The organism is Streptomyces phaeolivaceus (assembly GCF_009184865.1).
GTDB classification, from domain to species: domain Bacteria; phylum Actinomycetota; class Actinomycetes; order Streptomycetales; family Streptomycetaceae; genus Streptomyces; species Streptomyces phaeolivaceus.
In genome coordinates this window covers 8,143,433-8,157,845 of record NZ_CP045096.1, presented here as the reverse complement: position 1 = coordinate 8,157,845, position 14,413 = coordinate 8,143,433, and the positions used below count along the sequence as shown (strand labels likewise).

The following is a 14,413-nucleotide window of genomic DNA, read 5'->3' as shown; positions in this document are numbered from 1 at the left end:
ACGGACCGGCCACAGGAACCCCTTGAGCCTCTCTCGGCGCGCCACCCACCCTGATCACTGGCTTCCGCCCATCAGGCCGGAAGCGTTCGTCAGCGTTTCAGGGGAGGACGCACCACCCATGCGAAGACTCCACACCCTCGGTGCCGTGGCGGGAGCGGCCGGTCTGCTCGCGGCGGCGATCACGCCCGCGACGGCCGACCCCACCACCGCCGCCGGCCCAGAACCCGTCAACTCGACCGCCCCCACCACCCGGACCGTCACCCTCATCACCGGCGACACCGTCTCGCTCACCGCCGGACCGGACGGCAAGCACGCCGTCGACGTCCGGCGCGGCGCGGGCCGGGAGTCCGCCACGTTCCTGTCGAGCGAACGGGACGGCGAGGTCAGCGTTCTGCCGGCGGACGCCGTCCCGCTGGTACGGGCGGGCCGCCTCGACCCGGCGCTCTTCAATGTCACCCGGCTGGTGCAGCAGGGATACGGCGACGACAGGACCGGCGCCACCCCGCTGATCGCGACATACGCGAAGGGCCGTACGACCCCCGAAGGCGCCCGGCGCACACTGGCGTTGCCCGGGATCGACGGCGCGGCGCTGAGCGCGGAGAAGTCGACCGCGTTCTGGGCGGACATCGCCCCCGCCCTCGGCACCGAGCCCACCACGAAGGCCGCGCGGCAGCTCGGTGAGGGCATCGACAGGCTCTGGCTGGACGCCCAGGTGAAGGTGTCCCTGGAGACGAGCGTCCCGCAGATCGGCACACCCGAGGTGTGGCGGTCGGGCCACGACGGCAAGGGCGTGAAGGTCGCGGTCCTGGACACGGGCGTGGACACCGGGCACCCGGATCTCGTGGACAGGGTCGCCGAGTCCCGGACGTTCGTGCCGGAGCAGTCGGTGCAGGACGGTCACGGCCACGGCACCCATGTGGCGTCCACGATCGCCGGTTCGGGCGCGGCCTCGGACGGCCTGCGCAAGGGCGTGGCGCCGGGCGCGGAGCTGCTGGTCGGCAAGGTGCTGGGCAACGACGGCCGGGGCCAGTCCTCCTGGATCATCGCGGGCATGGAGTGGGCCGCGAACTCCGGCGCGAGGATCGTCTCCATGTCGCTGGGCGGCACCGCGACCGGCCCCTCGGACGTGCTCAGCGAGACCGTCGACGAGCTGTCCGCGTCCACCGGCGCCCTCTTCGTGATCGCCTCGGGCAACTCGGGCCCCGGCGAGCAGACCGTGGGCACCCCGGGCATCGCCGACTCGGCGCTCACCGTGGGCGCGGTCGACGAGTCGGACCGGCTGGCCCCGTTCTCCGGACGCGGCCCGCGCCCCGGTGACTTCGCGGTCAAGCCGGAGATCACCGCGCCGGGCGTGGCCATCACCGCGGCCCGTGCCGCCGGCACCGCCATGGGGACGCCGGTCGACGACCACTACACGACGGCGAACGGCACGTCGATGGCGACCCCGCATGTCGCGGGCGCGGCGGCGCTGGTCGCGCAGGCGCATCCGGACTGGACGGGCGAGCGGATCAAGGAGGCCCTGGCCAGCACGGCGAGGACGAACGCCGACAACTCCGTGTTCGAGCAGGGCGACGGTCGGGTCGACGTCGTACGGGCCGTCGGTCAGAACGTGTTCGCGACCCCGACGCTGAGCTTCGGCAAGTTCGAGGACGGCGACACGGAGATCGCCACCAAGGACATCACCTACACCAACACCACCGACAAAGCGGTGGGGTTGAAGATCTCGTCGTCGCTCGCCGACATCACCCAGGTCGACGGCACACTGACCGTGCCCGCGCGCGGCACCGCGACGCTCCCGGTCGGCGTGGACCCGGCGGACAAGGCCGAGGGCCGGTACGCGGGCCACATCACGGCGACCGCCGACGACGGTGTACGGGTCACCACGGGCGTCGGCTTCGAGAAGGCACCGAAGACGTACGACCTCGCCGTCTCCCTCCTGGGCCGGGACGGCAAGGCGCCCACCGGCGGGTCGATCTACACCCTCATGGAACTGAGCAACGCCATCCCCGACGAGTACGGCTTCCTCGGCACCGGCTGGACGTGGGAGGTCCCGGCCGGCAAGTACTCCATGTCGACCTGGATCCCGGACCGCGACGCGGGCGGCCTCCCCGTCGGCACCTCGGTGGTCGTCGCCCCCGAGATCAAGGTGAACGGGGACACCAAGGTCGTCCTGGACGCCCGCGAGGCGGTGGAGATCAAGCCGAGGACGAAGCAGGACTCCGAGTTCCAGGGCTTCAGCACCAATGTGCACCGCGAAGGGCCGGGCGGTGGCTGGGGGCTGACGTACAGTCAGGGTTGGTGGACCGACCATGTCTATGTGACACCGACCGAGCAGGTCACCGAGGGCAGTCTGGAGTTCTCCGCCAAGTTCCGGCTGTACGCCAAGGAGTTGACGGCGAGCGTCACCAGCCCGGAGAAGACCGAGCTGTCCTCGCTGTACTACTCGCAGACCTATGAGGACTTCCCGCTGAGGATCAGCGGTGACCACAAGGTCCGCGCGGTGGACGCGGGCGGCGGTACCGAGGCCGACTTCGCGGGGCTCGACGTCAAGGGCAAGGTGGCGGTGGTCGCGCTCGGCGCCACGGAGCGGGCGCAGAACGCCCTGGACAACGCCACCAAGGCCGGGGCGGGTTACCTCATCGCCTACCGCAAGACGCCCGGCTTCTGGATCGAGGCCGTGGACCGCGCCACCACCGTCCCGCTGATGATCGCCACCGGTGAGGAGGGCACCGGGCTCACCGCGCTGCTGAAGACCGGCGAGAAGGTCACGCTGAAACTGAGCGGCACCCCGGTCAGCCCGTACGCCTACAACCTGCTCGCCGCGGACAGCGGCGCCATCTCCGCCGACCAGACGTACACGCTGGACGCCTCCAACACGGTGCGGCGGAAGGCCCGTTACCACGGGGCGACGGCCGGCGAGATCGGCGCGGACGCCCTGTACACCTTCCGTCCCTGGCAGCTGTTCGGCATCGAGAGCAGCGACTACATGGAGCTGGGCACGGATCGCGAAGAGTACTACTACGTCGACCCCGACACCCGTACCTGGCATGTCGTCTACCCGAACTGGAAGACGCTCAGGGGCCAGTGGAGCCCGCTGCGGACCTTCACCGAGCCGGCCACGGAACCCACCGAGAACTGGCTGCGCCAGGTCGTCCGCCCGGGAACCAGCGAGGAGTACGGTCTGTCCACCCGCTCCGGTGACAGACTCACCTTCTCCGTGGCCGAGTTGACCGACTCCACACCGGGCCACTACGGCTACGTCGACGGCACCGACAACACCGCCAAGGGCAAGCTCTACGCGGACGGGAAGCTGGTCGGCGACTCGACGCTCGGCGGGTACGGCACCTTCGACGTGGCGGCGGACAAGGCCTCGTACCGCTTCGAGCTGGATGTGGCGCGCCGGGCGGCCTGGGCCAAGTACTCCACCAGCACGCACACCGAGTGGACCTTCGCCTCGGCGCGCACCGCCACCGAGACGGCGCTGCCGCTGCTCACGGTCGGTATCGCCCCGAAGGGTCTCGACCTCCTCAACCGGGCCAAGAGCGGACAGGCGGTGAAGGTCGATCTGCCCCTCGCCGATCAGCTGGGCGCCGTGAAGGCGAGCAGTCTGCGGGCCTGGGTCTCCTATGACGACGGCACGTCCTGGGAGGAGGTGACGGTGAAGAGCGGCAAGGCACGGTTCACGCCGGCGACGGACGCCGAGTCGGTGTCGCTGCGGGTGCGGGCCACCGACCGCGACGGCAACGGGATCGACCAGACCGTGCTGCGGGCGTTCGGCCTGAAGTAGGCGCCACCCGCCACCCGTGCGTCGGCGTTAACAGAGTTCGTCTACCGTGCCCGGACATGGTGAACACGGCACACGACACGGCGCACGAATCAGTGCACGACACGGCGCACGAATCAGTGCACGACGCAGCGCACGACACCGCAAGACCGGCCCCTGCCGCGAGCCCTTGGTCCGCGGTGGGGGTCTCCGCCTTCGACGAGTTGGTGTACCGGTCGATCCTCCACCAGCCCGACGCGGGCGCGGCCGGCTGGGCGCTGCTGAGCGGCGCCACCCCGGCCCTGGTCCGCGACTCCTGCAACCGGCTGCTCGCCCTCGGACTGCTCCAGCCGCCGGACTCCATGGGCGGGTTACGCGCGGTCGACCCCCGGGTGGCGATCCGTGCGCTGATCCGGCGGCGGGAGACCGAGTCCGAGCTGCTGGCCGCCACCGCCGAGGAGATGGCCACCGCGCACGAGGCCGGACTGCTGCGGGAGGAGCCGTCCCGGCTGGTCGAGGTGGTCTCCGGCGAGGGCGCCAACGCGGCCCGGCTGGAGGAGCTGTACGCGCGCGCCGAGCACGAGGTGTGCGTCTTCGACACTCCCCCGTATCTGGCCCCGCGCACCCCGCAGTTGGACCTCCAGTCGGATCTGCTCAGCCGGGGCATCACCTATCGCACGGTGTACGCGGCGACCGCCCTGGAGGACCCGGACGTCCTCTACCACGCCTGGAAGATGGTCGAACTCGGCGAGCAGGCACGGGTGTTGCCCTCGGTGCCGGTCAAGTTGCTGGTGGTCGACGGCCGTCGGGCGATGCTGCCGCTGACCGCGTCCGAGGCGGGCGGCTACTGCGCGGTGGTCGTACGGCACTCGGCGGTGACCGAGGCGCTGCAGAAGCTGTTCGACCTGGCCTGGCAGCAGGCGACGCCCCTCGGTCAGCCGGTCGGGGACGGTGAACTCTCCGAGGGGGAGCGGACGTTGACCCGGCTGCTGGCGGCCGGGATGAAGGACGAGGCGGTGGCCCGCCATCTGGGGGTGAGCCTGAGAACCCTGCGGCGCCGGGTGAGCGAGCTGCAGGACCGGCTCGGCGCGGCGAGCCGCTTCCAGCTGGGGGCACGGGCGGCCCAGCGCGGCTGGTTGTAGGACCGCACGCAGGTCGCCGAAAGGCCGACGCGAAGGGCCGCACCCCCGTGTCCCACCGGGGATGCGGCCCTCAATCGCCGTACCGGACCGCTTACTTGCGGATCAGGCTGCGCAGCACGTACTGCATGATGCCGCCGTTGCGGTAGTAGTCGGCCTCACCGGGGGTGTCGATGCGGACGACCGCGTCGAACTCGACGCCCGTGTCGGTGGTGACCTTGACCGTGCGCGGGGTGGTGCCGTTGTTCAGCTCCTCGACGCCGGTGAAGGAGAAGGTCTCCTCGCCGGTGAGGCCGAGGGAGGAGGCCGAGACACCCTCCGGGTACTGCAGCGGCAGGACGCCCATGCCGATGAGGTTCGAGCGGTGGATGCGCTCGTACGACTCGGCGATGACGGCCTTGACACCGAGGAGGGCCGTGCCCTTGGCCGCCCAGTCACGGGACGAGCCGGAGCCGTACTCCTTGCCGGCCAGGATGACCAGCGGGATGCCCTGGTCGATGTAGTTGCGCGAGGCGTCGTAGATGAAGGCGACCGGGCCGCCGTCGACGGTGAAGTCGCGGGTGTACCCGCCCTCCGTCCCCGGCGCGATCTGGTTGCGCAGACGGATGTTGGCGAACGTGCCGCGGATCATGACCTCGTGGTTGCCCCGGCGCGAGCCGTAGCTGTTGAAGTCACGACGCTCGACACCGTGCTCCGTGAGGTACTTGCCTCCGGGGGTGTCGGCCTTGATCGCACCGGCCGGGGAGATGTGGTCGGTGGTGACCGAGTCGCCCAGCTTGGCGAGGACGCGGGCGCCGGCGATGTCCGAGACCGGGGTGGTCTCCATCGTCATGCCCTCGAAGTACGGGGGCTTCCTGACGTACGTCGACTGCGGGTCCCATTCGAAGGTGTTGCCCTCGGGGATGGACAGGGCCTGCCACTGGGCGTCGCCCGCGAAGACGTCGGAGTAGGACTTGGAGAACATGTCCTCGCCGATGGCGTTCGCCACGACGTCGTTGACCTCGGCCTCGGAGGGCCAGATGTCGGTCAGGAAGACCGGCTTGCCCTCCTGGTCCACACCGAGCGCGTCACGCGTGATGTCGACCTTCATGGAGCCCGCGAGGGCGTACGCGACGACCAGCGGCGGGGACGCCAGGTAGTTCATCTTGACGTCGGGGTTGATCCGGCCCTCGAAGTTCCGGTTGCCGGAGAGCACCGAGGTCACGGCCAGGTCGTGGTCGTTGACGGCCTTGGAGACCTCCTCCGGCAGCGGGCCGGAGTTGCCGATGCAGGTGGTGCAGCCGTAGCCGACGAGGTTGAAGCCGACCTTGTCGAGGTAGGGGGTGAGCCCCGCCTTGTCGAAGTAGTCGGTGACGACCTTGGAGCCGGGCGCGAGGGTGGTCTTGACCCAGGGCTTGCGCGTCAGCCCCTTCTCCACGGCCTTCTTCGCGACCAGCGCGGCGGCGACCATGACGTACGGGTTCGAGGTGTTGGTGCAGGAGGTGATGGCCGCGACCGTCACCGCGCCGTGGTCGATCTCGTACGTGGAGCCGTCGGGGGCGGTCACGGTGACCGGGTTGGACGGGACGCCGTTGGAGACGGCCGGGGCGTCGGAGGCCGGGAAGGACTCCTTGCCCGCCTCGGAGTCGTCCGCGACGTAGTTGCGCACGTCCTGGGCGAACTGCTCGGCGGCGTTCGCGAGGACGATACGGTCCTGCGGGCGCTTCGGACCGGCGATGGACGGGACGACCGTCGCGAGGTCCAGCTCCAGCTTCTCGGAGAAGTCGGGCTCGGCCTGCGGGTCCAGCCAGAGACCCTGCTCCTTGGCGTACGCCTCGACGAGCGCGAGCTGCTGCTCGGAGCGGCCGGTGAGCTTCAGGTACTTGATGGTCTCGCCGTCGATCGGGAAGGTCGCGGCGGTGGAGCCGAACTCCGGCGACATGTTGCCGATGGTGGCGCGGTTGGCGAGGGAGGTGGCGGCCACGCCCTCGCCGTAGAACTCGACGAACTTGCCGACGACACCGTGCTTGCGGAGCATCTCGGTGATCGTGAGCACGAGGTCGGTGGCGGTGGTGCCGGGGGTCAGCTCACCGGTGAGCTTGAAGCCGACGACGCGCGGGATGAGCATCGAGACGGGCTGCCCGAGCATGGCGGCCTCGGCCTCGATACCACCGACGCCCCAGCCCAGCACACCGAGGCCGTTGACCATGGTGGTGTGCGAGTCGGTGCCGACGAGGGTGTCGGGGTACGCCTGGCCGTTACGGACCATGACGGTCCGCGCGAGGTGCTCGATGTTCACCTGGTGGACGATGCCGGTGCCGGGGGGTACGACCTTGAAGTCGTCGAAGGCGGTCTGGCCCCAGCGCAGGAACTGGTAGCGCTCGCGGTTGCGGCCGTACTCCAGCTCGACGTTCTGCGCGAAGGCCTCGTTGGTGCCGAACTTGTCGGCGATGACGGAGTGGTCGATGACCATCTCGGCCGGGGAGAGCGGGTTGACCTTCGCCGGGTCGCCGCCGAGCGCCTTGACGGCCTCACGCATGGTCGCGAGGTCCACCACACAGGGCACACCCGTGAAGTCCTGCATGATCACGCGGGCCGGGGTGAACTGGATCTCCTGGCTGGGCTGGGCCTGCGAGTCCCAGCCGCCGAGGGCACGGATGTGGTCGGCGGTGATGTTCGCGCCGTCCTCCGTGCGGAGCAGGTTCTCCAGCAGGACCTTGAGGCTGTAGGGCAGGCGAGCCGAGCCCTCCACCTTGTCCAGCCGGAAGATCTCGTACGACTCGTCGCCCACCTGCAGCGTGCTGCGGGCGTCGAAGCTGTTCGCCGACACGACAGTCTCCTTCATTCCATGTGCGCGTACCACCGCATCCTGCCGCCACGCCCCCTCGGCCGATCCGCTAAGGTAAGGCTAAGTTAGGTAGCCCTTACCGCCAGATTGGCCGTGACGTGCGGCCGAGGTGCGCCTCGGCAGATATCTCGATGTCGAGATAACAGTAGTACATGGGCGCGGGCTGGTCATGCCCGGCCCGATGTTGTCCGCTGTCATCCAATCGAGTCGTTTGACAACGGGCCTAGTCGTTTCAGCTTCCTTGCCAGCGAACCTAGTCGTACGAGGTGACGTGCTGGGGGTGCTGGGTGGCCGTACCGGTCGGGGCGGATCTTGCGGAGCCGTACGTAGAGCTGTCGTACGTGGATGCTGTACGCGAGCGTCGACGGCGGCCGCTGCTGGACTGTGCCACGGCCCGGTTCGAGGACGTGCCCGCCGTGCGGCCGTTTCGCTGGTCGCGTGGTGAGCGTCACTTCTCGGGCTGGTACTGGTCGGCGACGACCGGCCGTCACGTCGGTTTCGAGTCGTGGCTAGAGCGGGACCGGCTTGTGCTCATGGACTTCGATCCCGAGATCGCGGGGATCGCCTCGCAGCCGTTCTGGCTGCACTGGCACGACGGCGAGCGTGAGCGTCGGCACGCTCCGGACTATTTCGTACGTCGCGCGGACGGCTCTGCGGTGGTCGTTGATGTCCGTGCTGATGAGCGGATCGGGCCGACAGACGCGGAGGCATTCGATGTCACCCGTCTGGCCTGCGGCCGAGCGGGGTGGGGTTTCGAGCGGGTCGGGGTGCCGGAGGCGGTGCTGCTGGCGAATGTCCGATGGCTGTCGCGTTACCGGCATCCCCGGTGTCTGCGCGGGAGGGTCCAGGACCAGCTCCGGGAAGCTTTCGCGGCCCCGGTCCCCTTGATGGCTGGAGCCGATGCGGCCGGTGACCGGCTTGGGACACTCCCCGCCCTGTTCCATCTCCTCTGGCTCCAAGAGCTGGTCGCCGAGGGACTGGCGGTCGAGTTGCTGGGGCCGTCCACCCTCGTGCGCTTGGCAGGCGGAGGTGACCGGTGACGGAGGTGGGAAGAGGGCGGCGGGTGCCTGCGACGGCCAGGATCGCGGAGTTCCCGCAGACTGCTGCGGAACAGGCCCGCTGGTGGGAGAGGCACATTTTGGAGGTTCTGGACGGCTTGCCGCCGGACGCTCCTGCGGGGACGGCGCCACGGCCGGAGTTCGACCCGGAACGGAACTCGCTGGCTCAGAGGGAGCGGGCCAAGGCTGCCGAGTTGACGGCGGCCGGGCACGCGATGACGGCCAGCGGGGTCAAGCAGCGGCGCCAGCGCTACCAGCGTGACGGGCTGGTCGGGCTGGCCGACGGCCGGTCGGCCAAGCAGATGCCGTCGTTCGGCCGGGTGGCCCCGGCGGTGGTCGAGGCGATGCGGCAGGCAATCGACGAGACGACCGAGGCATCGTCGAAGACGATCGGCTTCGTGGTCTGGCGGGCGACACAGATCCTGGCCTCCCGCGAGGACGCGCGGGACATCGAGGTTCCCTCACAGCGCACGCTCTACCGGCTGTTCGACAGGCTGGCCACCGGCACCCACGCGACGGGCTCGGCGACCACGCGCCGTTCGGTGAACGCGCGTCCGGCCGGGCCCTTCGGGGAGGTGCCAGCCTGCGCGCCGGGCGAGTGGATGCAGATCGACTCCACGCCGCTGGATGTCCTGGTCCGTCTGGACGAGGGCATTGCCGAGAAGGTCGAGCTGACAGCCATGATCGACCTTGCGACCAGGTCACTCGCCGCCGCAGTGCTGCGACCGACGACGAAAGCGGCCGACGCTTCCGCTCTCCTGGCCCGGAGCATCACTCCTGAGACGATGCGTCCTGGCTGGTCGGACGCGCTTCGGATGTCGAGATCAGTGCTGCCACACCGGCGACTGCTGGCTCTTGACGAGCGGCTGGAGCATGCCGCTGCGAGGCCCGTGATCGTGCCGGACACGATCGTCTGCGACCACGGCAAGGTCTTCATCTCGAACAACTTCCGTGCCTCGTGCCGCTACTTGGGCATCAGTCTCCAGCCGACGCACAAGGCGTCGCCCTTCGAGAAGGGCGCGATCGAGAAGACACTGGGTTCGGTGGCCACCTTGTTCGCGCAGTTCGTCGCGGGTTACACGGGCCGGTCGGTGGACCGCCGGGGCCGGGGCCTGGAGGACGGACCGCTGTGGTCCCTGCCCGAACTCCAGAACTTGCTGGACGAGTGGATCGTCATCTGGCAGAACCGTCCGCACGATGCACTGCGGGACCCGGACTCACCGAAGCGGGCATTCACACCGAACGAGAAGTACGCGATGCTGCTGGAGTCTTGTGGCTATGTTCCGGCCCCGTTCAGCGGCGAGGACTACGTCGAGTTGCTGCCCGAGCGCTGGCAGGCGATCAACTCCTACGGCATCCGGATCAACCACCGCACCTACGACGACGGCGAGCTGACTCCGTTGCGCCGACAGCACTCCGGGGTGGCGGAGAAGAAGGGGCTGTGGGAGATCCACTACGACCCCTACGACGTCTCCCGGGTCTGGGTACGCGACCGCCGCAGCGAACCGGCCCGGTGGATCACAGTTTTCTGGAAACACCTGCACCGCGTCGGCGTCCCGTTCGGAGAGATGGCCTGGGACCACGCCCGTGAACAGGTTCCAGGCGGGACGGAGAAACAGATCGCCGCTGCTGCCGCTGCCCTGCTGCGGCGGGCCCACGACGGCCCTGGATCTGAGGAGAAGGACCGCCCGGCCCGACGCTCACGGCGCGACCGGCGGGTCGCTGCCCGCACTCGGGCCACCGCCACCGACCGGCCACCGCCTGAGCCACGCACCAACGAACCCGTGCCCGGCGACGCGACCGGCACCGAGGTGGCGAAGGTCATCCCGCTGGGCCTGTTCGATCCGCTCGCCAACCCCTGGAGACGCACGTGACCCTGGCCGAACCAGCGACCCGACACCCCGCGCTGCACAAGGTCGATGCCGAGGCCAACCGGCAGCTGACCACCCTGGACGGCTGGCGGAAGTTCATCGAGGGACCGCCCCCGCCCCCGGCACTTCTGTCGCCTCGTGATCTGCGACTCCGGACGCCGGTCGAGCAGGACCTTTACGACGAAGACCGGCTGGACCATCACGCCCGGATGCTTGTGGTTGCTACCTCGTTCGTCGAAAAGACCGTGGTCTGCGGCCGACGTCTGGTCCTGCTCAACCGCCATGCGATCAGCGCCCGCCGCGGCCTGATGGTCTCCGGGCGCCCCGGAACGGGCAAGACCAGCGCCATCACCCAGCTCGGACGCGCGCACGAACTCCTCGACCGGACCCGTCATCCGAACGTTCCCGACCGCATCCCGGTGCTTTACGTCACCGTCCCGCCCGCTGCGACCGCCCGCATGGTCGCGGCGGAATTCGCCCGCTTCCTTGGCCTGCCGGTCCGGCACCGGTCGAACATGACGGACATCATCGAAGCCGTGGTCGGCGTCTGCACCGACACCCGCACCGGCCTGGTACTCGTAGATGAGATCCACAACATCTCGCAGGTCACCCGGGCAGGCGCCGAAGTGTCCGACACCCTGAAGTACTTCTCCGAGCGCATCCCCGCGACGTTCGTCTACGCGGGCATCGACATCGAGAACAGCGAGCTTCTGGCCGGCACTCGGGGCGCACAAATCGCGGGCCGCTTCACGCTCGTCCCCACCCGCCCGTTTCCCTACGGCGACGAGTGGAAGGGGCTGGTCGCGACCATGGAGGAGACCTTGCTCCTGCACGATCACCCGCCAGGCACGCTGGCCAAACTGGACCGCTATCTCCACAACCGGACCGACGGCATGATCGGCGCCCTTTCCCACGCTATCCGCGGGGCCGCGATCGACGCCATCCTCAACGGCACCGAACGCGTGACCAAGGACGGGCTCGACGCAATCCCACTGGACCACACGGCAGAAACCCCCAGGACTCCGCTGAAGAGGGCGGCACATCGGTGACCACAACGTTCCCCCGGAGTCTGGCCCGGCTCCCCATCCAGGTCGCGCCACGACTCGGAGAGTCAACCGACTCCTACATCCGCCGGCTTGCCCGCGCGAACCACCTCAAGCCCAGCTACCTGCACTGCTTCCTCTGCGGTCCGCCTCGGTGGTTCGGAAAACCCCGTCTCGAAAGCCTCGCCATTGTCTCCGGCCGATCTCCCGCAGCTCTGGAGCGGGCACTTGCGGATGCCAGCTCACCACGCGGACGCTCCAAGCCGAACCCTCGCTACCCCAGCAGACACCCCTTCCGTGACCGCCTCGACCTGCCAGTCCTCATCGCCAACGATGCCCGCAGGGGCATGACGGTCCGCTCACTGGCCGAGCAATACAAGATCCCGCCACGGACAGTCCGTCTCGCGCTGGACACCTCACGCCCAGCCGAGAGGGAAGTTTCCCGGGGAAGGGACCCGCTCAGAGGCAGGCTCATCGGCCTGATCGACAGCATGATCACCGACAACCTCAACGTCAGGGGCATCTGGACCAAGCTCATGGACGACCACGACTACTCGGTCTCCTACGCATCCATCCGCTACCACCTCAAGCAGCAACAGGACGAGGGAGCTCACCCTGGAGACGAAGCCGCCCAGTCCAGGCTCAACCGAACACCGTGACCGCGGACCACACGCCGTGCCACTCCTCGGCGCCCCACTCCTCGAACCGGAGCTTCCTGGACTCTCTTCAGCACCCTCTATCCCACCACGGCACGCCAGGGTCAGCCGGGATGGCGGCGCACAGTGCTGCGACGTCATCCTGCTGGTCGAGCTTGTCGAGCAAATTCTGGGCGGCCGCACGAGCGCCTGGCGGGAAACAGTCCGGGTTCTGCACCACAACGGTCATCGCATAGCGCCATTCCGACCGTATCTCGGCGCTGTCCGTTTCCTTGTCCAACGTCCCCGTGCGCTGCCCGCTTGCCTTGAGGGACTTCTCCGCCTGCATGCACACGCTACTGGCGTTGTCGTCACCGCCGATGGCAGCTGTTATCCGGCCGATGACTACACCGGCCATCACGAGCGCGGCCGCCACCACGGTGGCAAGCACGTAGCCCAGCACCCCCCAGCGCCGTCGGCGTTCCCGTCTGGCAGACCCCTGATCGAAATCCTGCATCAGCTCGTCGTCCATCCCCACCCCTGTTCCGCCGTGCTGGGCGGATCCTAAGACGCCTCACAACCCCTTTACCAACGCATGAGGGACCACTTCGGTTGGTCTCTCCGTCCTTCATCGGCCCACGGCACACTGACCAGCCAAGAGAGTTTCGATGAACGGCGCACGGTCCCGGACCTCGGACTCGCGGAGCACGAGCCGTTCGGTCCTTATCGGGCACGTGGCCAGGCGACGGGTCCGAGCTCAGTCGTGGCGGGCAACCTATCGCACGCCCGTGAGCGTGATCCGAAAGAGATGGCCCAGGCCAAAGATCCTTTCGAGGCTCTGTCATTCAACATAGTCGCCGCAGATCAGCGCCCGCCTGCCGACTAACTTCACTGCCAAAGGACAGATGTGGCGTGCGCCAATCCCCGGGCGCACGGGCACGGCGCCCCCGGGCGACAGGCAGGGCGCGGGCACCGCGCCGGCGCCGGGTATTTCCCGTTGCGGGGCGTTCCCCGGGGTTCCTAGGTCGTGTCCGCAAAGTCCCGTCGTCGCCCGTAGGGCGGCCCCGCGGTGCCCGGTGCGTGCTCTCGGCGTGCCGGGCGAAAGCCCTCGCACTTGGAGTACTTGGGCTTTCGTCCGGTGCGGCGAGAGTACGTGCCAGGTGTCGCGGGGCAGGCGGGACTTTGCGGACACGGCCTAGCATTGCTGTCCTCATGGGCAGGGGGGCCGGCCCGCCTGCGGCTCGGTGAGTCCCGATCGCGGCCGTGAGCCGGCGGATCGGAGACCCCGCGACATGACCTCCCACCTCCACGCGCTCGGCTTCGACGCGAACGACCCCGTCGGCCTCGCGCGCTTCTGGGCCGGCGTCCTCGACTGGGAGACGGTCGAGGACCCGTATGGCGCCGTCGCGCTAGCGCCGAACGACGACACCGGGTTCCGGCTCCGCTTCCTGCCGAGCCGGGAGAGGAAGACCGTCGCGAACCGGACGCACTTCGATCTGACCAGCCGCTCCCTGGACGACCAGCGGCGGACGGTGGAGCGGGTGCTGGAGTTCGGCGGACGGCACATCGACATCGGCCAGCTCCCGGACGAGGAGCATGTGGTCCTCGCCGACCCCGAGGGCAACGAGTTCTGTGTGATCGAGCCGGGCAACAACTTCCTCGCCGACTGCGGATTCATCGGCGCGCTCGCGAGCGACGGTTCACAGGCGGCCGGGTACTTCTGGAGTCGGGCGCTGGGCTGGCCGCTGGTCTGGGACCAGGACGAGGAGACCGCGATCCGCTCGCCGCACGGCGGCCCGAAGATCACCTGGGGCGGTCCGCCGGTGGCCCCGAAGACCGGGAAGAACCGGCTGCACTTCGACCTCGCACCACCCGCCGACGGCGACCGGCGCGCGGAGATCGACCGCCTCGTCTCCCTCGGCGCGACCCGTGTCGACATCGGCCAGGCCGAGTCCGACCCGGGCAAGTCCGGCCAGGGCGAGGGCGACTGGGCGGTGATGGCCGATCCCGACGGCAACGAGTTCTGCGTACTGCCGTCGCGCTGACGCGACCGGCTCCTCCGGGCCCGGGGAGCCAA

The 14,413-nt window shown here is 69.2% G+C and carries 9 protein-coding genes and 1 pseudogene; 7 read left to right on the top strand and 3 right to left on the bottom strand.

All coding sequences use genetic code 11. The annotated features are described in order from the left end of the window. The first annotated feature begins 118 nt into the window (after window positions 1-118). Complete coding sequence (locus F9278_RS37430; protein WP_152172255.1) at window positions 119-3,787, top strand: S8 family serine peptidase; 3,669 nt, start codon at window positions 119-121, stop codon at window positions 3,785-3,787. A 56-nt stretch (window positions 3,788-3,843) separates the two neighbouring features. Next, window positions 3,844-4,905: a response regulator transcription factor gene (locus F9278_RS37425; protein WP_152172254.1), complete on the top strand. Its 1,062-nt coding sequence runs from the start codon at window positions 3,844-3,846 to the stop codon at window positions 4,903-4,905. A gap of 91 nt (window positions 4,906-4,996) precedes the next feature. On the opposite strand, the gene acnA is transcribed toward F9278_RS37425, so the two are convergent. After that, window positions 4,997-7,711 (bottom strand): aconitate hydratase AcnA, encoded by a 2,715-nt coding sequence (gene acnA, locus F9278_RS37420; RefSeq protein ID WP_152172253.1) that lies wholly within the window; start codon window positions 7,709-7,711, stop codon window positions 4,997-4,999. A 305-nt stretch (window positions 7,712-8,016) separates the two neighbouring features. On the opposite strand from acnA, the gene F9278_RS37415 reads away from it, so the two are divergent. From F9278_RS37415 to F9278_RS37400, 4 genes are all read left to right on the top strand, one after another. Further along, window positions 8,017-8,769 (top strand): TnsA-like heteromeric transposase endonuclease subunit, encoded by a 753-nt coding sequence (locus tag F9278_RS37415; protein ID WP_152172252.1) that lies wholly within the window; start codon window positions 8,017-8,019, stop codon window positions 8,767-8,769. Window positions 8,770-9,131: 362 nt separating this feature from the next. Next, window positions 9,132-10,661, top strand: a complete 1,530-nt coding sequence (locus F9278_RS37410; RefSeq protein ID WP_226967366.1) for a transposase family protein — start codon at window positions 9,132-9,134, stop codon at window positions 10,659-10,661. Continuing rightward, window positions 10,658-11,707: an ATP-binding protein gene (locus tag F9278_RS37405; RefSeq protein WP_193241812.1), complete on the top strand. Its 1,050-nt coding sequence runs from the start codon at window positions 10,658-10,660 to the stop codon at window positions 11,705-11,707. The genes F9278_RS37410 and F9278_RS37405 overlap by 4 nt, the downstream gene beginning before the upstream one ends. 341 nt (window positions 11,708-12,048) lie before the next feature. Beyond that, entirely contained in the window at window positions 12,049-12,360 is a 312-nt protein-coding gene (locus F9278_RS37400; RefSeq protein ID WP_152172250.1) for a hypothetical protein, read from the top strand. A 67-nt stretch (window positions 12,361-12,427) separates the two neighbouring features. On the opposite strand, the gene F9278_RS37395 is transcribed toward F9278_RS37400, so the two are convergent. Beyond that, window positions 12,428-12,868, bottom strand: a complete 441-nt coding sequence (locus F9278_RS37395) for a hypothetical protein (RefSeq protein ID WP_152172249.1) — start codon at window positions 12,866-12,868, stop codon at window positions 12,428-12,430. Between the two features lie 132 nt (window positions 12,869-13,000). After that, window positions 13,001-13,110: pseudogene (locus tag F9278_RS47700) on the bottom strand (GNAT family N-acetyltransferase); the annotation flags it as partial. A 518-nt stretch (window positions 13,111-13,628) separates the two neighbouring features. On the opposite strand from F9278_RS47700, the gene F9278_RS37380 reads away from it, so the two are divergent. Then, window positions 13,629-14,381, top strand: coding sequence for a VOC family protein (locus F9278_RS37380; RefSeq protein WP_152172248.1), 753 nt, complete (start codon window positions 13,629-13,631; stop codon window positions 14,379-14,381). The last annotated feature ends 32 nt before the right edge of the window (window positions 14,382-14,413 follow it).

Coding starts and splice junctions, on each gene's coding strand:
- F9278_RS37380 (WP_152172248.1), top strand. CDS start 13,629: ATGACCTCCCACCTCCACGCGCTCGGCTTCGACGCGAACGACCCCGTC.
- F9278_RS37425 (WP_152172254.1), top strand. CDS start 3,844: ATGGTGAACACGGCACACGACACGGCGCACGAATCAGTGCACGACACG.
- F9278_RS37410 (WP_226967366.1), top strand. CDS start 9,132: ATGCGGCAGGCAATCGACGAGACGACCGAGGCATCGTCGAAGACGATC.
- F9278_RS37430 (WP_152172255.1), top strand. CDS start 119: ATGCGAAGACTCCACACCCTCGGTGCCGTGGCGGGAGCGGCCGGTCTG.
- F9278_RS37395 (WP_152172249.1), bottom strand. CDS start 12,868: ATGGACGACGAGCTGATGCAGGATTTCGATCAGGGGTCTGCCAGACGG.
- F9278_RS37400 (WP_152172250.1), top strand. CDS start 12,049: ATGACGGTCCGCTCACTGGCCGAGCAATACAAGATCCCGCCACGGACA.